Source organism: Plantactinospora solaniradicis (genome assembly GCF_042658085.1).
In the GTDB taxonomy this organism is placed as follows: Bacteria; Actinomycetota; Actinomycetes; order Mycobacteriales; family Micromonosporaceae; genus Plantactinospora; species Plantactinospora solaniradicis.
This window is the reverse complement of the sequence record NZ_JBHSPR010000018.1, coordinates 492867-512665: the sequence shown is the minus strand read 5'-3', so window position 1 is coordinate 512665 and position 19799 is coordinate 492867. Positions and strand designations below refer to the sequence as shown.

The following is a 19799-nucleotide window of genomic DNA, read 5'->3' as shown; positions in this document are numbered from 1 at the left end:
GACGGTACCGGGCGACTGCTGGCGCGCCGGAACGCCGCAGATCGGTGACCGGGCGTGACCGTCCTGATCGGTGACCGGACCGCCGCACCTCTCGCTCCGGTGACCGCCACCCTGCGGGCCACCTTCGGCACCGACGAGCTGCCCGGCCTCGCCACCGGCCTACTGGTCTCCGACGAGACGGGCTGGATCTCCGCCACCGAACTGGTGGACGGCACCCGGCTGCCCGAACTCCTCGAGGCCACCCGGCAGCGCAGGGGCGCCCAGCCCCATGCCGCCGCCGCACTGGCCTGGAAGTCCTACACGTACTGGTTGGCGCTGCCCGTGGTGCTGGGCTGGGCCTCCGCCCGGCGGGTGCCGCTGCTGCACCCCGCGGACGTGCTGGTCCAGATCGAGGAGCACCGGCCACTGGTCAAGCTCGGCCTCCGCCGCTCCACCACGATCGCGGTGCTTCCGTCGGACCCGCTGGCCCTGTCCGGGCTGCCCGAGGTCCGGATCGCCCGGAGCGAGGCCGAACTCCTCGACGCGTTGCGCGCGTCCCTGCTCGACGCACACCTGACCCCGATGCTGGACGCGTTGCACTCCCAGGTCCGGGTCGGCGCCCGTACGCTGCTCGGCTCGGTGGCGTCGGGGGTCGCGCACGGCGTACTGCGCGCCGCGGACTCGCTGCCAGGTGGATCCGCCGAGACGATCGGCACGTTGCTCGACGCACTCGGCGTGGCGGACCTGGTCGACCTGGTGCCCGGCCCGACGGGCGAGCTGACCGTGCAGCGCAAGACGTGCTGCCTCGCCTTCACCCTTCCGCAGCCCAAGGTCTGCGCGGGCTGCTGCATCCGCACCCCCTGACGCGTCCGCCGGGATGCCCGGGGAGGGGAGCCGGAGGGGTTGACACCCGACTGTTATCGAGTCGACACGCCTGGCGAATGTGATCAAGATAATCTTCGGGTGCTACGTAACAAAACACCCCCGAACTGGTCACAACCGAAGTGCGATGCATGAGTTCAGCTCGCATGAGTGCCCCAATTTCCCTACGGTCGTCGTAGATGGTTCACTCTGTCGGTCCAGTGCAGGTCGAGTCAGAGCGTGAGGAATCGACGCATGGCAGAAATAACTGGAGATCAGCGGGTTCAGGAAGAGGTGCTCGAAGGCCTCGCCACCGCCGTCAACCACCGGCGTTGGTTCGTCGAGCTGGCCCTGCCGTACCTCGGCGACAACCCGATCGAGATCGGCAGCGGCCTGGGCGACTACGCCATCGAGTGGGCGCCGTTCCTGGAGCGGTTCACCGCCACCGAGGCGGATCCTGACCGGCTGATCGCCCTCAAGGAGCGGCTCTCCGACGAGCCCGCGATCGAGGTACGGCAGATGTTGCTGCCGACCAACGAGCAGGGCGACTACAGCGCCGCCGTCTCGTACAACGTGCTGGAGCACATCGAGGACCACGTCGGCGCACTCCGCAGCATGCGCGGCCTGGTACGCCCGGGCGGGGCGATCGTCCTCATCGTGCCGGCGTTCGAGTTCGCGATGGGCCCGGCGGACATCGCCACCGGCCATGTCCGGCGCTACACCAAGAAGACCATGCGGGCCGCGCTGGACGAAGCGGGCCTGCAGGTGGAGACCCTGCACTACGCGAACGCGCTCGGCCTGATCGGCTACTACATGGCCACCAACGTCTTCCGGCTGATGCCGAAGGAGGGGCCGATGGTCAAGGTGTACGACACTCTCGTACTGCCGGTGACCAAGGCCGCCGAGCGGGTCGTACGGCCACCGTTCGGCCAGTCCGTCTTCGCCGTGGCCCGGGTACCCGCCTGAGCGGTACACCGGCCACGGGCCGGCACCGAGGCCCGACGGCGCACGGATGCCGGCCCGGACTCCACCGTCAGTCCTTGACCTGGTACGTCGGCCGGATCACCGCCCGGGCCAGGGTGTGGAACGTCAGGTTGAAGCCGACGTAGGCCGGACTCGCCTCGGGAGTCAGGTCCAGCTGCTCCACGTCGAGGGCGTGTACGGCGAAGACGTACCGGTGTGGACGGTCACCGGCCGGCGGCGCCGCACCCCCGTACGACTGCTCGCCGTAGTCGTTGCGCACGCTGAACGCGCCCGAGGCGCCGGCCGACGGCGTGCCGCCAGCACCGCGGGGCAGCTCGGTCAGCTCGGCCGGAACGTTGACCAGCACCCAGTGCCAGAATCCACTGCCGGTCGGCGCGTCCGGGTCGTAGCAGGTCACCGTGAAGCTTCGGGTCTCCGCGGGGAAACCCGTCCAGGCGAGGTGCGGCGACAGGTTGCCGCCGCCCACGCTCGGATGCGCGAACTCGACGGCCAGCGGCTCGCCGTTCTGGACGTCGTTGCTGGTCAGCGTGAACGACGGTACGGCCGGCAGCACCTCGTACGGGTCGGGTGGGATCGGTCGGTCAAGAGCCATCAAGAGATCCTTTCAGCGCAACAGGTGGCTGGCGTCGGAGAGGAAGCCGCCGTGCCCTTTCTACCCGTTCCGTGCGCCGCCACCCGCGACACCTCACCCCCACCCGTGACACCTCACCCCCACCCGCCACACCGCACTCCACCCCGACACCGCACCGCGCCCGCGCGACCGTGGGCCGGGCGGGCGACGACGGCGACAGGGGTCAGCGTCGCCGGCGCGGGTGATCGGAGTCCGCACACTCGTCGTCGTCCATCCGCCACCCGACGCGATTGTGGATCCCGACGTCCCACCGGCCCATGGTCCCCGGCGCCGAGTCGGCGGCGATCCGCAACTCGGCGGCGGTGATCCCCGGCGGCGGTACGGCGGCGCGACGGTGGATCTCGACCGCCACCGGTGGCTCCGGTCGGTCCACCCGGGCCAGATAGCCGAAGGCCACGGCGAGCGCCTCGCAGAGCAGTACGCCGCAGACCGGGCAGATGCCCTCGGCATCGGGAGTGTGGTCGGCGACGATCCGGCGAGCCGCCAGGATCAGTCGGTTGCGAACCTGCACCGGGGACAGCCGCAGATCCATGGCGCCCTCGCTTCACTCCGTACGCCTGTCCGAGGCGCCCGCCGTTCGGTGGGCGGTCAGCCCATCCGTTCCGCGGCGGCCCCAGCCACGCGATATCTACGTAGAATCACTGCCCGATTACTATCCGTAGGGTAAGGGATCGCACCACATGTCCGTCAACAGGCTGTGGGCGATATCCCAGGTGGCGGACCGGGGCCTGCCTCGCCTGCCGCTGCGGACGGCGAGGGCTGTCGTGCTGGCGAGCGGAGGGTGTGGGATTCGAACCCACGAAGAGGTTGCCCCCTTACCGGTTTTCAAGACCAGCGCCATCGGCCACTAGGCGAACCCTCCCGGAGCGGCGTGGCCGCCCCGCCGGGACGAGCCGCTGCCGCCACGTAGTGTGCCAGATCGCCGGGTCGGGCCGCACCCGCCGGCACGGCCCCGCCGGCCTCGTCGCGGGCGCACGCCGTGAGCGCGGCGCCGTGGGCTGGCGGGACGGCGGGACGGCGGTAAGACTGTGTTCGTGAAGGCGATCACGATCCCCACGGCCGGCGGCCCCGACGCGCTGCTCTGGGCCGACGTACCCGACCCGACTCCCGGACCCGGCGAAGTGGTGATCGACATCCGGGCCAGTGCGGTGAACCGGGCCGACCTGCTGCAACGCCAGGGCCACTACCCGCCGCCGGCCGGCGCTCCCCCGTACCCGGGACTGGAGTGCGCCGGCGTGATCGGCGCGGTCGGGGCCGGGGTGACCGGCTGGAGCGTGGGCGAACCGGTCTGCGCCCTGCTCAGCGGCGGCGGATACGCCGAGCGGGTGGCCGTACCGGTCGGGCAGCTCCTGCCGGTGCCGAAGGGCGTCGGCCTGACCGAGGCCGCCGCGCTGCCCGAGGTGGCCTGCACGGTCTGGTCGAACGTGGCCCGGCTGGCCCGGCTGGGCACCGACGAGACGCTGCTCGTCCATGGTGGCGGCAGCGGCATCGGCACCTTCGCGGTCCAGTTCGGCGCCGCGCTCGGCGCGACCGTGCTGGCCACCGCCCGGGCCGCCAAACACGACCGGCTACGCGAACTCGGCGCCACGGCGGTCATCGACTACTCCAGCGAGGACTTCGTCGAGTCGACGAAGGCGGCCACGGACGGACGGGGCGCCGACGTCATCCTGGACATCGTCGGCGGAGCGTACCTGGGCCGCAACGTCGCGGCACTGGCCACCGGCGGCCGACTCGTGGTGATCGGCCTACAGGGCGGTCGTCGAGGTGAACTCGACCTCGGCGCGCTGCTCGCCAAGCGGGCCTCGGTGGCCGCGACCGCGCTGCGCTCCCAACCGGCGGCGGACAAGGCCGCGATCGTCCGGGGCGTACGCGAGGAGGTCTGGCCACTCGTCGAGTCGGGCGTGATCAGGCCCGTCGTCGACCGCAGGGTGCCGATGGCGCAGGCCGCCGAGGCGCACCGGGTCGTCGAGTCGAACACGCACTTCGGCAAGGTGCTGCTCACCCTCGACTGATCAGCTTCCCGTCGACGGGCGCGGGTTCAGGGGAGCATCCGGCGTGGGCCCGGGCCCTGCTGGGCGAGTTCGTCGTCCGGGTTGTAGAGGCTGCAACTGCGCAACGACAGGCAACCGCAACCGATGCAGTTGCTCAGGTCGTCCCGGAGCCGGGTGAGCAGGTCGATCTTCTCGTCCAACCGGCTCCGCCACGTCGCGGAGAGTCGCGCCCAGTCGGCCTTGTTCGGGGTACGCGAGTCCGGCAGGGCGTCGAGCGCGGACCGGATGTCCTCCAGGGACACGCCGAGCTGCTGGGCGATCCGGATGAACGACACCCGGCGCAGCTCGGCCCGGTCGAAGCGCCGCTGGTTGCCACCGGTACGACCGGCCCGGATCAGCCCGAGCCGCTCGTAGTACCGCAGCGCCGACGGCGCCACGCCGGACCGCACCGCCAGCTCGCCGATGGTCAGACTCTCCTGCCGCACGTCAATCTCCGCTGTCCGGGACCTTGAGTTGAAGTGCACTTTAACTTGCAAGCTGGGTGCATGACCAGAACAGCCACTGCTCCCGACCTGATGGTCGCCCCAACGACCCGGAGCCGGCGCGCTGGACGGCCAGCCCAACTCGGGCCGTTGCTCCGCCGGTTGACCGGTGACGAGAAACACGCACCCAGCGCCCATTCGACCCTCGACGTGCTCTGGGTGCTCTACGACCGGGTCCTGCGGGTCTCGCCGGAGACCGCCGACTCGCCCGACCGGGACCGCTTCCTGCTCTCCAAGGGCCATGGCCCAGCCGCCTACTACGCCGTACTCGCCGCCAAGGGATTCATCCCGGAGGACTGGCTCGACGACCTCGCCGGGCCGGAGAGCCGGCTCGGGCACCACCCCGACCGGACCCTGGTGCCCGGAGTCGAGATCGGCACCGGTTCACTCGGCCACGGTCTCGGACTGGGCGTCGGCACCGCGCTCGGGCTGCGGGCCCAGGGCCTGCACCTGCCCCAGGTGTACGTACTGCTCGGCGACGCCGAACTGGACGAGGGCTCGAACCACGAGGCGATCGCGTACGCCGGTGCGACCGGGCTGGCCACGGTCAGCGCGATCGTGATCGACAACCAGTCCGCCAGTCACGGCTGGCCCGGCGGGATCGCGAGCCGGTTCACCGTGCACGGCTGGACCGCCTGCACCGTCGACGGCCGGGACCACGACGCGATCGAGACCGCCCTCACCACCCGCCGACCGGACCGGCCGCACGTGGTCGTCGCGGTCGTCGAACCGAAGGAGTGAACGACATGCGGGACACCTTCACCGACACCGCCACCGCCCTGCTGGACGACGATCCGCGCACCGCGATCGTCCTCGCCGACATCTCCGCGTCGTCCTTCGCCCCCGCCGCCCGACGGCACCCCGACCGGGTACTCAACGTCGGGATCCGCGAACAACTGATGGTCGGCGTCGCCGGTGGACTCGCCCTGACCGGACTGCGCCCGATCGTGCACTCGTACGCCACGTTCGCCGTCGACCGCGTCTACGAGCAGCTCAAACTGGACCTGGACCACCAGGGAGTGGGAGCGGTCGTGGTCAGCGTCGGCGCGTCGTACGACGGCTCGAGCATGGGCCGTACGCACATGTCGCCGGGAGACGTGGCGCTGCTGGACACGCTCACCGACTGGACGGTGCACGTACCCGGACATCCGGACGAGGTGCCGACCCTGCTGCGGGCGGCGGCGAACCACGACGACCGGGTCTACCTGCGACTCTCCACCGCGTCCAACGACCTGCCCCGGCCCGCGGCCGGTCGGCTGATGGTGGTGCACCGGGGCACCGTCGGCGCACCCCTGGTGCTGGCCGTCGGCCCGATGCTCCACCCGGTACTGCACGCCATCACCGGGCTGGACGTCACGGTCGCGTACACGCACACGCCCCGGCCGTTCGACGCCGTCGGCCTGCGGGAACTGGTCGGCACGCCGTCGCCGGCCGCCCCGGCGGTGGTGCTGGTGGAGCCGTACCTCGCCGGCACGTCGAGCGCGGCGGTGAGCGGGGCGCTGGCGGGCGTACCCCATCGGTTGCTGGCGCTCGGCGTCGGCCGCACCGACCTGCGCCGGTACGGCAGTCCGGCCGACCACGACCGCTGGCACGGCCTGGACGCGGCGGGACTGCGCCGGTCGATCAGCGCCTTCCTCGGCTGACCGGGCCGGTCAGCGCTTGCCGGAAACGGCCCGACGACGGGTGCGCTCCCGCCCGAGGATGAACAGCGCCTCGACGCCGTCCTTCCAGGTGATCTTCTTGCCCTCTTCCCGACCCCGGGCCCGGTAGCTGATCGGCACCTCGTACGGGCGAATCCGGCGGCGTAGCAGCTTGCCGGTCACCTCCGCCTCCATGCCGAAGCCACGGGAGCGGACGTCCAGGGAGCGGTACAGCGCGACCGGCATCAGCTTGAAGCAGGTCTCCAGGTCACCGATGTACGAGTTGAACAGCACGTTGGCGGCCGTGGTGACGGCCTTGTTGCCCATCACGTACCAGAAGCTGTAGGCGCTGTGGCTGCCGAATGTCCGATTTCCGTAGACCACCGTCGCCCGGCCGTCGAGCACCGGAGCTAGCAGCTTGGGGATGTCCTGCGGGTCGTACTCGAGGTCGGCGTCGAGGATCACCATGTACTCGCCCTCGGCATTGTCGACCGCGCTCTTGATCGCAGCACCCTTTCCCGCATTACGCGGATGAGTGATCACCCGGAGCCGGGTGTCGTCGGCCCGTCCGAGGATCTCTCCGGTACCATCACGGCTACCGTCGTCGACCACAACAAGTTCGATCTCGCACGGATAGTCGACCGCGAGTGCCTGCTTGAGGGCGTCCGCGATGCGTTCTTCCTCGTTGTAGACCGGCATGAGGATCGAGAGCTTCACGGGGATCTCCACGGTGCCGACGACGAATCGGCCCTAGCCTAGCCTGAGTGGCGCCCTTCGCCGTCCCTGGCATCGCCACGGCCCCTGGTCAGATCTTCGTGACACGGTCTCGCGTCCATGTTGCCTCCGGCGCCTCCGGCCGCTGGTCGGGACCGGTTCGGCCGCTGCTCGGCGCCGTCAGCCCGTCCGGTAGGCGGCCGGCAGCCAGACGGTGAACCGGGCGCCACCCTCCGGGGCGTGACCCGCGCTGATCCGCCCGCCCAACCGGCGGACCAACCCGGCGGCGAGCGCCAGGCCCAGGCCGCTGCCGACCTTGCGGACACCCTGGTAGCGCTGCCGTAACGCGCCGCGTTCGAAAGCCACCGCGAGGTCGTCGTCGGCGAGCCCCGGCCCACCGTCCCGGACCTCCAGCACGCCACCCGCCGGCTCACCCGGACCTGGCGGCCGTACCGCGAGCACGATCGTCGCCCCCGGCGGCACCACCCGGAGCGCATTCTCCAGCAGCCCGTCGATGACCTGCCGGATCCGCCCGGGGTCGGTGTGGACCCAGGTCGGTACGGCCGGAATCTCGGTCCGCAACACGACGGCGAGGGCCGCGCAGCGGGCCGACCAGGTCTGCGCGGCATCGCTACCCAACTGGTCGAGGTCGACCGGCACCGGCTCCAACGCGAAGTCGGCCGCCTCCAGCCGGGCCAGTGACAGCAGATCGCTGACCAGCCGATCGAGGTGCTCCGCCTCGGTCAGCATGATCTGACCGGCCCGCTGGCCCCCGTCCGGGCCGACCACCCCGTCGGCCAGGGCCTCCGCGTAGCCACGGATCGCGGTCAACGGCGTACGCAACTCGTGCGAGACGGAGAGCAGGAACTCCCGCTGCCGCCCCTCGCTCTGGGCGAGCGCGGCGGCCAGGTCGTTGAGCGCGTACGCCAGGTCGGCGGCCTCCTCCGGCGGCTCCACCGGCACCCGTACCGCCCGGTCGCCGGCGCGTAGCCGGACCGCCGCCGTGGCCGCGTTGCTGATCGGCCGGGCCAGCCGGCGGGCGAGCAACGCCCCGGCCACGACTCCGGCCGCGAGCCCGGCGAGCAGCGGCAGCCAGAGCCACCCGACGATCTCCTCCCACAGGCCGGTGGTCGCCGGACGGGCCAGCACGACGCCGTTGCCGCCCGGCAACCAGCGGCCAACGATCACTGTCGACTGGCCGGAGACCTGTCGACGACCGGAGAAGTTCCGGCCCCCGGCCACCCGATCCACCACCTCGGTCGGCAGTCCGGGCCGGTCGGCGCGGCCGGCGCGGATCAGGTACGCGTTGATCCCCTGGTTGCGGAGTTGTCGGACGATCCGCTCCTCGTCGGCCGTCCGTCCCCGGTCGATCCGTGGGCGCAGCGCCTCGGCGGCCAGCCGGGCCTGTGCCGTCAACGCGTCCCGGGCCTGCCGCTCCGCCGAGCGCGCGGCGAGCGGGACGGCGACCACGGCGGTGACGAATACCGACACCAGGGCCACCGCGCAGCTGACCGCGACCGCGCGGGCCGTCAGGGTACGACCGAACCGGCGCCGCCGCCCCTGGCCGGACGGCTCGGTGCCGGCCGGCCGCCCGACGGGGTCAGTCGGCACAGGCGTACCCGACGCCGCGATGGGTGCGGATCACCTCGGCGGCGCCGCCCAGCTTGCCCCGTACCTGCGCGACGTGCACGTCGACGGTGCGGGTTCCCGTGTGCGCCGCGTAGCCCCAGACGCTGGCCAGCAGCTCCTCCCGGGTGAACACCCGTCCGGGGCGGCCCATCAGGTGCGCCAGCAGGTCGAACTCGGTCGAGGTGAGCTGTACCGGGGCCCCGTCCACGGTCACCAGTCGCCGTACCGGGTCGAGCGTGACCGGGCCGACGGTCCGGGGCCGCTCCGCACCGTCCGGGCTACCGCCGGTCCGACGCAGCACCGCCCGGATCCGAGCGACCAGTTCCCGAGGGCTGAACGGCTTCGTCACGTAGTCATCGGCGCCGAGTTCCAGGCCGACGACCCGGTCCACCTCGTCGTCCCGGGCGGTGAGGAAGATTACCGGGGTCCAGTCACCGGCGGCACGCATCCGACGGCAGACCTCGGTACCGGCCATGCCGGGCAGTGCGATGTCCAGTACGCAGGCGACCGGACGCATCCGGCGGGCGGCGTCGAGTCCGGCGGTGCCGTCGTGCTCGACGTGCACTCCGAACCCGTCCCGGGACAGGTAGAGGCGGACCAGGTCGGCGATGGACCGCTCGTCCTCGACGACGAGGACGAGCCCTCGCGGGTACGCGTCGACGGCCACCCGACAATGATGTCCGACGGGCGGCCCGGCCACCCGGGCCGGAACGTTCGGATCGGGTACGGAGTTGCGGTCGGTGCCGGCCGCGCCGGCGAGGACTCAGACGGCGATGGCGGGGCGCAGCCTCGGCGTACGACCGATGCCGGCCGGGCTCGCCCCCACGGGCCGGACCGCCGGTGACGCCCCGGGACGGCTGCCCTGGATGGCCGTGGTGCCGGCGGTGGGCACCGCGACGGCCTGCGGGACGGGGATGGCCCGTGCCGTCATCTTCGGCCGGAACACGTGACTGAACAGGGCGTCGAGTTCCCACACCTGACTGGGGCGGTCGGCCCGGATCAGGAAGCGTTCACGGACGCCGTCGACCGCGGTCGCGGCCAACTCGACCAGCAGTTCCCGAGGATCCGGGGTCCAGGTGACGTTGCCGAGGTGCCGCAGATCGGTGTTGAGGTGCAACCGGAGCCGGTGCAGGACCCGGCTCTGTTCGGTGACCACCAGCCGCCGGGTGGTCAACAGCAGCAGATAGCTGTGGTGTGCCGACTGCTCCGGCCGGATGCACCGGGTCACCAGGATCGTGGGATCTCCGGCATCCACGCAGTTGCGCAGGATCGGCAGGTGCCGACTCACAGTCGGGCTGGCCACCCCGGTCTCCGCGGCGGCCGGCAGGAACGTTCGAAAGAACACATCCATGTCCGTTTCAACGAGATTCTGCCGAGATTGACGCGGCAGGGACATGGATGAAAATGAAACTATAGAAGTTCCACGATGGTTGCGTTGGCCATGCCACCGCCCTCGCACATGGTCTGCAGGCCGTACCGGATGCCGTTGTCGCGCATGTGCTGGAGCATCGTGGTCATGATCCGGGCGCCCGAACCGCCCAACGGATGGCCCAGGGCGATCGCCCCACCCCGGGGGTTGAGCCGGGCCGGATCGGCCTCGGTCTCGGCCAGCCAGGCCAGCGGGACCGGTGCGAACGCCTCGTTGACCTCGTACACCCCGATCTCCTCGATTCCCAGCCCGGCCCGGCGCAGCGCCTTCGCGGTGGCCGGGATCGGCGCGGTGAGCATCAGCACCGGATCGTCGGCGGCGACCACGGCGGTGTGGATCCGGGCCAGCGGTCGCAGGCCCCGCTCCCGGGCCCACTCCGAACTGGTCACCGCGAGCGCGGCGGCACCGTCGGAGATCTGCGAGGCGGATCCGGCGGTGACCATTCCATCCGCCCGGAACGGGGTCGGCAGTTCGGCCAGTCGGGCCAGCGTGGTGTCCCGGCGGATCCCCTCGTCGACGGCGACCTTCGCCCCGTCGGGTACGGCGACCGGAACGATCTCCGGCTCGAACGCGCCGGCGTCCTGCGCGGCGGCCGCCTTCTGGTGGCTGGCCAGCGCGTACTCGTCGAGTTGGGTCCGGGACAGCCGCCATCGCTGCGCGATCATCTCCGCGCCGACGCCCTGGTTGAACGGCACCGGATCGTCGGCGGCGAAGCCCGGTCGGCCCCGGTAGCGGTCCCGCAGTTGCCCGCCGTAGGGCAGTCCGGTGCCGGCCGGCGTGCCGCCCGCCGGAGGCTGGATGCTACTGCCCATCGGCACCCGGGTCATCGACTCCACCCCACCGGCGACCACGAGATCCGCCTGTCCGGAGCTGACTGCGGCGGCGGCGAAGTGCAACGCCTGCTGGCTCGATCCGCACTGCCGGTCCAGCGTGGTACCGGGCACCGACTCCGGCCAGCCGGCGGCGAGTACGGCGTTCCGGCCGACGTTCCACGCCTGCTCGCCGACCTGGGACACGCATCCCCAGATCACGTCGTCCACTTCGGCCGGGTCCAGCCCGGCACGCTCGGCCAGCGCGGTGAGCACCCGCGCCGACAGGTCAACCGGATGCACCGGGGCAAGTCCGCCCCGACGCCGCCCGACCGGGGTCCGTACCGCACCGACGATGACCGCGTCCGCCATATCTACTCCCCAGTAACTTGCCTACTCCGATCCTACGTCGTCACCGGCGGCTCTCGGGCGCTGGCTCGGACCGGGTACGCCGGACCCGATCGCTGGCGGTGGCATCCTGGACCCGTGCATTCCGACCCGGACACTCCGCCGCTCCGCTGGCACGTCAACCGGGCGCTGCCCGTACTCAAGCTGACCGGGGCGGCGATCTTCGTCGCGCTGGGTGTGGCCTTCGCCGACGGCGACCCGGTACGGCTCGGCATCGCCGCGCTCGTCGCGCTCGGCCTGCTCGGCTGGGCGGTACGGGATCTCGTCGCCCCGGTGCGGCTCGCCGCCGATGCCGGCGGCATCACCGTGCCCAGGGGATTCGCCGGGCGACGGTACATCCCCTGGGCGGAGGTGGAACAGATCAACGTCGACAGCCGGCCCCGCCTCGGGCTGCGCACCGAGACGCTGGAGATCGACACCGGCGCCTCGATCCACCTGCTCAGCCAGTACGACCTCGGCGCAGCGCCGACGGACGTCGCCACCGCACTGGAGACGGCACGCCCGACCCAGCCGACGGGCCAGTCCAGCGATCCGTCCCACTGAACCCGGATCGCTCGCTGGTGCCCGCCGGCGATCGGTCAGCTCAGCAGGGCGGCCGTCTGCATCAGGGTCAACCCGGTCAGCACCAGCCCGATCAGCGCGCCGCCACCGACCTGGAAGAGCGTGCGCCGGGACCGTGGGGCGTACGCCAGCACCAGGGCCATGGCGGCGCCGGCCGTCAGGCCGCCCAGGTGGCCCGCGATGGAGATGCCGGGTACGGCGAAGGTGAAGACCAGGTTGATCACGAGGATCGGAATCACCGACGAGGTGTCCCGACCCATCCGCCGCATGATCACGAACAGGGCGGCGAAGAGTCCGAAGATCGCGGTCGAGGCACCGACGGTCCGGGCGGTCGGATCGCTGAACAGGTACGCCGCGACGTTGCCGCCCACCCCGGCGACCAGGTACAACGCCAGGAACCGCAGCGGCCCGAGGGTGGCCTCCAGGGATCGACCCAGCACCCAGAGCGCCCACATGTTCATCAGGAGATGCAGCGGCCCGTAGTGCAGGAACATCGCGGTGAACAGCCGGTAGTACTCGCCCGCCGCCACGCCCTCCTCCGGGCCGAACGGAAAGACGGTGTCCAGTCCGAGCACCGCTCCCCAGTTGGTCAGCGGCGTCGACCCGCCGAGCAACCCGCCGAAACCGGCACCGGCCAGCGAGTTGCCACCCCGGGCGGAGTAGACGGAGAGCAGGATCAGCAGGACGTTGATCGCGATCAGGGCCTTGGTCACGTAGCCCGAGTGACCGGCGGCACCGCCACCGAAGACGGTGCGCGCCGGCCGGGACGTTCGGCGCCCCTCGGCCACGCACTCCGGGCACTGGTGCCCGACCGAGGCCTCCCGCATGCAGTCCGGACAGATCGGCCGGTCGCACCGCGTACACCGGACGTAGGTTTCCCGGGACGGGTGGCGATAACAGGCCGGGGTGGTCGGAGGGGACTCGCTCATGCCAGCCCTCCGCGACACTCCGGTCCGGCAGAAGCCGGACCGAGCTGACCGATTCGCCCGCTACGCTCGCTCATGCCCGCCCTCCGCCGCGCTTATTCATGCCGGCAAAGGTACCCGGGATCGACGTCAGACGTCTTTACGCTCGATCTGGACGCGCTCGATGACGACGTCCTGGATCGGCCGGTCCTGCGCTCCGGTCGGAGTGTTCGCGATCGAGTCGACGACCTTTGCCGAGTCCTCGTCCGCGACCTGCCCGAAGATGGTGTGCCGGTTGTTCAGGTGCGGCGTCGGTCCGACGGTGATGAAGAACTGCGAGCCGTTGGTGCCCGGCCCGGCGTTCGCCATCGCCAGCAGGTAGGGCCGGTCGAACCGCAGGTCCGGGTGGAACTCGTCGGCGAAGTTGTAACCCGGGCCACCCCGGCCGGTGCCGGTCGGGTCGCCCATCTGGACCATGAAGCCGCTGATCACGCGGTGCGAGATCGTGCCGTCGTAGTACGGCCCACTACCCGGCTGGCCGGTGCGCGGATCGGTGTACTGCCGGGTGCCCTCGGCGAGTTCCACGAAGTTGGTGACGGTCTTGGGTGCGTGGTTGGGAAAGAGCTCCAGCCGGATCGGCCCGGCGTTGGTGTGCAGAGTTGCGTAGACGGCCTCGGCCACGAGTACTCCTCGATCGACATGCCGCCGGCCGAGAGGTACCGGCCGGCGGGACTCCTCCGCCGGCCAGGAGGCCCGGGCCGGCGCTGGGTAGGTGGTTCTATGCGGATCCTCCCATGTGCCCGTTCTGGCAGTGCGGGCGCATCCGAAGGTGCAGGATGACGGAGGAACAACACCCAAGGAGGTGGGGACCGGTGTTTGGATTCGGGGGGCGCAGATCCCGCAGGAAACTCGCCAAGGCCGAACTGGGCGAGAGTCTCGATCACCTGATGCGAGCGGCCACCCACGCCGCGTCAGGGTTCGGGGCGGCGGTGGGGCCACGGGCGGATGCCGCCCGTGCTTACCTCTCGCCGACGGCGACCATGGTGCGGCAGACGGCGTCGGAGGGCTGGGAGTCGACGGTGACCCGGTTCGCACCGCTGGCCGTGGCCGCCGCAGCCGCTGCGGACGGCGCCCGCCAGGCAGGCTCGGTCGCCCTTAAGGCGAGGTCGAAGAAGATGAAAGCGATGCGGAAGAAGAACTCGATGATGCGTCGACGTTGGCCGATGCTGACCGGGCTGCTGGTCGCCGGGGCGGTGGCCGGGGCCATGGGCGCGGCCGCGATGCGGCGGCGGGGGCGACACCCATGGGACGAGTACGACCCGGCGGCCACCCTGGACGCGGTACGCGACGACGCTGCCTCGATCATGGGCAGTTCCGGGCGCGAACCGGCCTCGCCGAAGTCCTCCCCGATGGACAAGGCCAAGGATCGCACCGCGGCGGCCGGCGAGAAACTCGCCACGACCACCGCGCCGATCAGCGAGAGCACCAAGAAGGTCGTGACGAAGAGCGGCGACAAGTCGGACGGCCTGCTCGGCGCCGCCGCCACGCCGTCGCGGAACAGCGGCGGCTGAGCACCGGACACCGGCAGGCGGCACTCCGTCCGCGCGATGCGTCGAGGGCGGAGCGGGGGCCGGGGACGGACGAGACGATCGCGGCGTGGGGCAAGACTCGCCCCACGCCGCGTCTCACGCCGGTCCGGTCGGTCAGAGCCAGCGGTTGCGCCGGAACCAGCGGTAGAGACCCAACGAGATCGCCAGCATCAGGGCCAGGACGACCGGATAACCGTATTTCCAGTTCGTCTCCGGCATGAAGTCAAAATTCATTCCGTAGATTCCGGCTATCGCGGTCCAGACCGCCGCGATCGCGGCCCATGCGGCGATCTTGCGCATGTCGTTGTTCTGCTCGACCGTCACCTGGGCCAGCCGGGCCTGCAAAATCGAGTTCAGCAGGTCGTCGTAGGCGCTGACCTGCTCGACCGTCCGGGTCACGTGATCCTGCACGTCGCGGAAGTACCGCCGGATCTCCTTCGGCACGTTCCGGTTCACCTGCGCGGTCAGCGACATCAGCGGCCGCTGCAACGGGACCACGGCGCGCTTGAACTCGACCAGTTCCCGCTTCATCTGGTAGATCCGCTGGATCCGGCCGTGCGCCTGGCGGGCGAACACCTCGCCCTCGAGGATGTCCAGATCGTCGCCGACCCGGTCGGTCACCTCCAGGTAGATGTCGACCACCCGGTCCATCACGGCGTACGCCACCGCCCAGGGCCCCTGGCCCAGGATCTCCCGCCGGCTCTCCAGGTCCGACCGGACCGGAGCGAGCCGGCAGGCGTCGCCGTGCCGCACACTGACCACGAAGTCCGGACCGATGAAGAGCATCACCTGGCCGGTCTCGATCACGTCGGAGTTCTCGGTCAGCTCGCCGTGCCGGACATAGCGGACGGTACGCAGCACCAGGAACGTGACCTCGCCGAACCGTTCCAGTTTGGGGCGCTGCTCCGCCTTGACCGCGTCCTCGACGGCCAGCTCGTGCAGCCCGTACGTCTCCGCGATGCCGGCCATCTCCGCCGAACTCGGCTCGTGCACGCCGAGCCAGACGAAGGCACCGGGCTGCGCGCGGGCGGCCTCCAGGGCGTCGGCGTGGCTCCACTCGCCCGGCTGGCGTACCCCGTCGACGTAGACGCCGCAGTCGACCACGCCGCCGTGCTCGGACCGGCTGTCCGGGGTCCGCTGCTGGCCGACCTCGGTGTTGAGCATGCGGGTCACCGCGCGCACCGGCGCGGTCCAGGCCCGGGGTCTCGGCCTGCCGCTCCCGTTGAGGTCAACTCGATCGTGATCAACTCGATCCGGCATCGCCGCCCCCCTTTCGGCCAGAGTCTGGGTGCGGATTGCAGGGTACGCCGACCCCGCGCGCCCGCCGGCATGTCACGAGTCACCACCCAGGCTGGGCCAGGTCACCGGCGGCGATCAACTGGCCCGGCGAGCGTGGCCGGCAGGGACGGCTCACCGGGAGCCGCGCTCCGGGTGGACGGGATCAGGCGGTTCCGCCGGTCGGGTCACCAGGGGGTGGCGCCGGGTGGACCGTCCACGTCGGGGGGTAAGGTGCGGACGGCCCACCCGGCGCCGTGGGGGCGGGGGGTTCTGTCTTGCGCGCCAACCACGGACGGAACTCCGCCGGGCCGCCGCCGCCCGTAGGCGGATGCTCGGCCCTGACGCGAGTGGCGCTCGCAGCATTGTGAGCCGCCTACCGGCCCGTAGGAAACCCCGGATCGACCCCTGGCGGCCATTGTCGGATATCCGACACAAGTTCCGGCCGAAAAAAGGGGCACTGGCGGCAGGCTCCGGCTAGCCCGAGCCCTGGGCAAGCCCTCCCCGAGGCCTGGGCAGGCCCTCCCCGCGACCGCGAGCCCTTCCCGCGACCGGCCGAACCCAGGCCGACGACGAGGCCGACGACGAGGGCCGGTCCGGAACACGAACGCCGGGGCACGAAACGGGCGGCGTCCGCCCCCGTCCGTACCCCGGCGCCAGGTCGCTCCCGGGTCAGTCGCGTACCGCCCGCACGGCGTCGGCGAGCCGGCGTACGCCCTCGTCGATCTGGTCCACCGTCACCCCCGAGTACGCCAGCCGCAACGCGTGCTGACCGCCCTCGACGAGGAAGTCACTGCCCTTGACCACCGTCACGCCCCGCTCGGCCGCCGCCGGCGCCAGCCGGTCCACGTGCACGTTCTGCGGCAGCTCGATCCAGAGGAAGTAACCACCGTTCGGCTCGGTGAACCGGACATCCGGGATGTGCTTCCGCAGCGCCGACGCCAGCGTCCCGGCCCGGTCCCCGAGCGCGGTGCTGACGGTACGGATCGACCTGTCGATGTCGCCGGAGACACAGAACTGGTGCACGATCGCCTGGGCCACCATCCCCGGCGAGATGTAGAGGTTGGTCGCCTCCTTGGCGATGTCGGCGATCAGCGGGGCCGGTCCGACCAGGTAGCCGACCCGGACGCCCGGGCAGACCGTCTTGGTGAAGCTGGAGGCGTGCACCACGCTGCCCCGCTCGTCGAGCGAGAGCATCGAGGGCAGCGGCTCGCCCCGGAACCGGATGTCCGCGTACGGGTCGTCCTCGAAGATGGTGAAGTCGTACTCGGCGGCCAGTTCGAGGAGGGCCTGCCGCTTCTCCAGCGAGAGGGTCACCCCGGCCGGGTTCTGGAAGTTCGGAATGATGTGCGCCAGCTTCGGACGTACCCCGGATTCCAGCAGTTTGCCCAGCTCGTCGGTGTCGATCCCGTCCGGCTGGATGGTCACCGCATGGATCTCGCCGCCCTGCTGTTGCAGGTTGAGCAGCGTCCGGTCGTACGTCGGCCGCTCCACCACGACCGCGTCGCCCGGCCGGATCAGGTGCGCGAACAGAAACGCGTCGGCCTGGAGGGACCCGTTGGTGACCAGGACCTGGTCGACTTCGACGCCGTGCTTGTCGGCGATCCACTTCCGCAGGGGCGGGTATCCGACCGATGTCCCGTACCCGGTGATGCCGGCCGGATCGGCGTCGAAGGCGCGCCCGGCCGCGGCCTTCAGTCCGTCGATATCGACGATGTCCAGCGACGGCGCACCACGGGCGAAGGAGATCAGCTGCTCGGCAGTCATGACTCCCCAGCCTACGGGCGCTCCCGGCGTCCGGGGCGGAGGCACGACAATGTCCGTATCTTGAGCAACGGAACCGGCGGGCACGCGTTCGCCCATCGGGGAATGACCGGGTACCACCTCCGAGGCGGGCCGGCGGAACGGTCAGATCGACGCGACCGCCGGGGCGTCGACCCAGACCCGGACGATGTCCCGGACCGAGATCATGCCGAGCACCTCGCCGTCTTCCAGCACCACCAGGTGCCGGAAGCCGCCCCGGGCCATCGCCTCGGCCGCCTCGTGCACCGTCCAGTCCGGGCCGGCGTAGACGACGTCCCAGGTCAGATGGGCCGCGGTCCGTTCGACATCGCAGTCGAGCCCGGCACCGATCGCCTTGAGAACATCGCGTTCGGTCATGATGCCGACGCCCTCGGAATCGGGATCGACCACGACCGCGGAGCCGACACCCCGCCGGGACATCATCTGGGCGGCCTGCCGAAGCGTGTGCTCCGGACCGACCACGAGAACGTTGCTGGACATCGCTTCGCGTACCCGCATCACACATCACACCTTCGGGACGGGACGGGCGGTACCGGTAGGAACAGACTGGACGCTCGGCCGGGGAAGTACAAGCCGGCGGTGGGTGGTGTCAGGTCAGGGTGACTAGTCTCGACGGGTGTCCACAGAGCCCCTACGCTGCGCCGGAGCCCTCGTCGTCGACGACGAGGGCCGGATCTTTTTCCAGCGACGGTCCCCCCACCGTAAGCTCTTTCCCAACACCTGGGACATCGTCGGCGGCCATCTCGAACCGGGCGAGACCGTCGAGGAGGCGCTGTTCCGCGAGGTCACCGAGGAGACCGGCTGGACCGTCTCGCTGGTGCTGGGCCTGGTCGGCGAGCATCGCTACACCGGCAGCGACGGACTCGACCGGATCGAATCCGACTTCCTGGTCCGGGTCGACGGTGACCTCTCCCGGCCCCGGCTCGAACCCGGCAAGCACACCGAGTTCCGCTGGCTCGCCGAGCACGAGGTCGGCGTTCTCGACGAGGGCCGCGACCCGGGCGACGGGCTGATCCGGCAGATCGCGGAGGACGCCTTCCGCGCCCTGCACCTGATCGGCCTGTGAACGACCTCGTCCCGCTCGCGCCGCACCAGGCAGCCGCGCTGGTCTGGCCGGCGGTCGACCGGGTCTTCCGCGCCGCGATGACGGCCGCCCGCAGCCGAGGTGGGGCAGAACTGGTCCAGCGCTATGGCGGACCGGCCGCGGTGGGCTTCCTGGTCGACTTCCGGACCCGGCTGGCCGCGCCAACCGGAACGATCAGCGGTACCGGACTGGCCGCCCTGATCCGCTACGGCGACCAGGCCGAGTGCCAACGTGCGCTCGACAAACAGGTCGCGCACGGCATGATCCATCGGCAGCCGGACGGCGGGATCCTCGCCACCGAGCGCGGCCGGGCCTTCCTGGGCGAGCTCTACGAGTTGCACGCCGAGGTGACCCGGGAGATCTGGACCGGACACTCCGAGCGGGTACGTCGGCTCGTCGACACGGTCGGCCGGCTGCTCGGCGCCGCACTCGACGCCCCACCACCCGCGCTCGACCTCCCGCCGGTCGGTGGGACCGGCCCGACCGGCGGTGGCCCGGCCGATCCGGGTCGACCGGTCGAGGTCGGCGCGTTCGGCGCGATGGCGTCGCCGTACGAGCCGGACGGCACTCCGGCCGGCGTTCTGCTGCTCAACCGCCTCGGCACGCTGCGCTACCACCGCGCCGACGCGCACGCCGCCGCCTGGCAGGCCGCGGGGCATACCGCCCGGACGATCGTCGACCTGACGTCGGGGCCGGAACGGCTCGCCATCGAGTTGGAGACCGACCGGCGGGCCGCCGGCCCCTACGCCGTACTCACTCCTCCCGAACGGCTGCGACTCCTCGCCGACCTGGCCGCCCTGCCCGGCTGATCTGGAACCGATCACCTGCTGTCCTGTCCGGCTGATTCCGGGGCGGCCTGCCTGTTGACGGCCGCCGCCGGGCGGGACCGTGCCCGGGGCGGCTACGGTCGACACGGATTGGCCCAGGATTCGCCGGGAATTCGTGCTGCTGTCACGCGGCGCTAT

22 protein-coding genes and 1 tRNA gene are annotated in these 19799 nt (G+C 71.2%); 9 read left to right on the top strand and 14 right to left on the bottom strand.

The window, feature by feature from the left end; all coding sequences use genetic code 11:
- Nucleotides 1-63: 63 nt before the first annotated feature.
- Entirely contained in the window at nt 64-843 is a 780-nt protein-coding gene (locus ACFP2T_RS24105) for an IucA/IucC family C-terminal-domain containing protein (RefSeq protein WP_377425232.1), read from the top strand.
- A 252-nt stretch (nt 844-1095) separates the two neighbouring features.
- Nucleotides 1096-1806 (top strand): class I SAM-dependent methyltransferase, encoded by a 711-nt coding sequence (locus ACFP2T_RS24100; RefSeq protein ID WP_377425108.1) that lies wholly within the window; start codon nt 1096-1098, stop codon nt 1804-1806.
- 67 nt (nt 1807-1873) lie between these two features.
- Here the strand turns inward: ACFP2T_RS24100 and ACFP2T_RS24095 are convergent, their stop codons facing one another.
- The 3 genes from ACFP2T_RS24095 to ACFP2T_RS24085 all read right to left on the bottom strand — a co-directional run bounded on the left by ACFP2T_RS24095 (nt 1874) and on the right by ACFP2T_RS24085 (nt 3317).
- A complete protein-coding gene (locus ACFP2T_RS24095; protein WP_377425107.1) occupies nt 1874-2416 on the bottom strand; it encodes a YbhB/YbcL family Raf kinase inhibitor-like protein in 543 nt (180 codons plus the stop codon).
- A 202-nt stretch (nt 2417-2618) separates the two neighbouring features.
- Nucleotides 2619-2987 carry a hypothetical protein gene (locus ACFP2T_RS24090; protein WP_377425106.1) on the bottom strand — a complete coding sequence of 123 codons (369 nt, stop codon included), beginning with the start codon at nt 2985-2987 and terminating at the stop codon, nt 2619-2621.
- A gap of 243 nt (nt 2988-3230) precedes the next feature.
- A tRNA-Ser gene (locus ACFP2T_RS24085) sits at nt 3231-3317 on the bottom strand.
- 172 nt (nt 3318-3489) lie between these two features.
- Here ACFP2T_RS24085 and ACFP2T_RS24080 point away from each other — a divergent pair.
- Complete coding sequence (locus tag ACFP2T_RS24080; RefSeq protein ID WP_377425104.1) at nt 3490-4467, top strand: NAD(P)H-quinone oxidoreductase; 978 nt, start codon at nt 3490-3492, stop codon at nt 4465-4467.
- Nucleotides 4468-4493: 26 nt separating this feature from the next.
- Here ACFP2T_RS24080 and soxR read toward each other — a convergent pair whose 3' ends face one another.
- Entirely contained in the window at nt 4494-4931 is a 438-nt protein-coding gene (gene soxR, locus ACFP2T_RS24075) for a redox-sensitive transcriptional activator SoxR (protein WP_377425103.1), read from the bottom strand.
- Nucleotides 4932-5021: 90 nt separating this feature from the next.
- Here soxR and ACFP2T_RS24070 point away from each other — a divergent pair, with 90 nt between their 5' ends.
- Nucleotides 5022-5729, top strand: coding sequence for a transketolase (locus tag ACFP2T_RS24070; RefSeq protein ID WP_377425230.1), 708 nt, complete (start codon nt 5022-5024; stop codon nt 5727-5729).
- A 5-nt stretch (nt 5730-5734) separates the two neighbouring features.
- Nucleotides 5735-6631, top strand: coding sequence for a transketolase family protein (locus ACFP2T_RS24065; protein WP_377425102.1), 897 nt, complete (start codon nt 5735-5737; stop codon nt 6629-6631).
- Nucleotides 6632-6640: 9 nt separating this feature from the next.
- On the opposite strand, the gene ACFP2T_RS24060 is transcribed toward ACFP2T_RS24065, so the two are convergent.
- The 5 genes from ACFP2T_RS24060 to ACFP2T_RS24040 all read right to left on the bottom strand — a co-directional run bounded on the left by ACFP2T_RS24060 (nt 6641) and on the right by ACFP2T_RS24040 (nt 11581).
- Nucleotides 6641-7345 carry a glycosyltransferase family 2 protein gene (locus tag ACFP2T_RS24060; RefSeq protein ID WP_377425101.1) on the bottom strand — a complete coding sequence of 235 codons (705 nt, stop codon included), beginning with the start codon at nt 7343-7345 and terminating at the stop codon, nt 6641-6643.
- A 177-nt stretch (nt 7346-7522) separates the two neighbouring features.
- Nucleotides 7523-8953: a sensor histidine kinase gene (locus ACFP2T_RS24055; RefSeq protein WP_377425100.1), complete on the bottom strand. Its 1431-nt coding sequence runs from the start codon at nt 8951-8953 to the stop codon at nt 7523-7525.
- The gene (locus ACFP2T_RS24050) at nt 8943-9638 is read right to left on the bottom strand and encodes a response regulator transcription factor (protein ID WP_377425099.1); all 696 of its coding nucleotides are present in this window, start codon (nt 9636-9638) and stop codon (nt 8943-8945) included. The genes ACFP2T_RS24055 and ACFP2T_RS24050 overlap by 11 nt, the downstream gene beginning before the upstream one ends.
- A gap of 96 nt (nt 9639-9734) precedes the next feature.
- Nucleotides 9735-10322 carry a hypothetical protein gene (locus ACFP2T_RS24045; RefSeq protein WP_377425097.1) on the bottom strand — a complete coding sequence of 196 codons (588 nt, stop codon included), beginning with the start codon at nt 10320-10322 and terminating at the stop codon, nt 9735-9737.
- 59 nt (nt 10323-10381) lie between these two features.
- Entirely contained in the window at nt 10382-11581 is a 1200-nt protein-coding gene (locus ACFP2T_RS24040; RefSeq protein ID WP_377425096.1) for a thiolase family protein, read from the bottom strand.
- 114 nt (nt 11582-11695) lie between these two features.
- On the opposite strand from ACFP2T_RS24040, the gene ACFP2T_RS24035 reads away from it, so the two are divergent.
- The gene (locus ACFP2T_RS24035; protein ID WP_377425095.1) at nt 11696-12160 is read left to right on the top strand and encodes a PH domain-containing protein; all 465 of its coding nucleotides are present in this window, start codon (nt 11696-11698) and stop codon (nt 12158-12160) included.
- Between the two features lie 35 nt (nt 12161-12195).
- Here the strand turns inward: ACFP2T_RS24035 and ACFP2T_RS24030 are convergent, their stop codons facing one another.
- Both ACFP2T_RS24030 and ACFP2T_RS24025 read right to left on the bottom strand, forming a co-directional pair.
- Complete coding sequence (locus ACFP2T_RS24030) at nt 12196-13107, bottom strand: rhomboid family intramembrane serine protease (protein ID WP_377425094.1); 912 nt, start codon at nt 13105-13107, stop codon at nt 12196-12198.
- 126 nt (nt 13108-13233) lie between these two features.
- Nucleotides 13234-13764, bottom strand: coding sequence for a peptidylprolyl isomerase (locus ACFP2T_RS24025; protein WP_377425093.1), 531 nt, complete (start codon nt 13762-13764; stop codon nt 13234-13236).
- Nucleotides 13765-13955: 191 nt separating this feature from the next.
- Between ACFP2T_RS24025 and ACFP2T_RS24020 the strand changes: the two genes are divergently transcribed.
- Nucleotides 13956-14654 (top strand): hypothetical protein, encoded by a 699-nt coding sequence (locus tag ACFP2T_RS24020; RefSeq protein WP_377425092.1) that lies wholly within the window; start codon nt 13956-13958, stop codon nt 14652-14654.
- A 132-nt stretch (nt 14655-14786) separates the two neighbouring features.
- On the opposite strand, the gene corA is transcribed toward ACFP2T_RS24020, so the two are convergent.
- The 3 genes from corA to ACFP2T_RS24005 all read right to left on the bottom strand — a co-directional run bounded on the left by corA (nt 14787) and on the right by ACFP2T_RS24005 (nt 18248).
- Nucleotides 14787-15932, bottom strand: coding sequence for a magnesium/cobalt transporter CorA (gene corA / locus ACFP2T_RS24015; protein WP_377425090.1), 1146 nt, complete (start codon nt 15930-15932; stop codon nt 14787-14789).
- 687 nt (nt 15933-16619) lie between these two features.
- Nucleotides 16620-17714 carry an aminotransferase-like domain-containing protein gene (locus tag ACFP2T_RS24010; protein WP_377425089.1) on the bottom strand — a complete coding sequence of 365 codons (1095 nt, stop codon included), beginning with the start codon at nt 17712-17714 and terminating at the stop codon, nt 16620-16622.
- A 141-nt stretch (nt 17715-17855) separates the two neighbouring features.
- A complete protein-coding gene (locus tag ACFP2T_RS24005) occupies nt 17856-18248 on the bottom strand; it encodes a CBS domain-containing protein (RefSeq protein WP_377425088.1) in 393 nt (130 codons plus the stop codon).
- 118 nt (nt 18249-18366) lie between these two features.
- Here ACFP2T_RS24005 and ACFP2T_RS24000 point away from each other — a divergent pair, with 118 nt between their 5' ends.
- Nucleotides 18367-18816 (top strand): NUDIX hydrolase, encoded by a 450-nt coding sequence (locus ACFP2T_RS24000; RefSeq protein ID WP_377425086.1) that lies wholly within the window; start codon nt 18367-18369, stop codon nt 18814-18816.
- A complete protein-coding gene (locus ACFP2T_RS23995; RefSeq protein WP_377425084.1) occupies nt 18813-19643 on the top strand; it encodes a hypothetical protein in 831 nt (276 codons plus the stop codon). The genes ACFP2T_RS24000 and ACFP2T_RS23995 overlap by 4 nt, the downstream gene beginning before the upstream one ends.
- Nucleotides 19644-19799 lie beyond the last annotated feature (156 nt).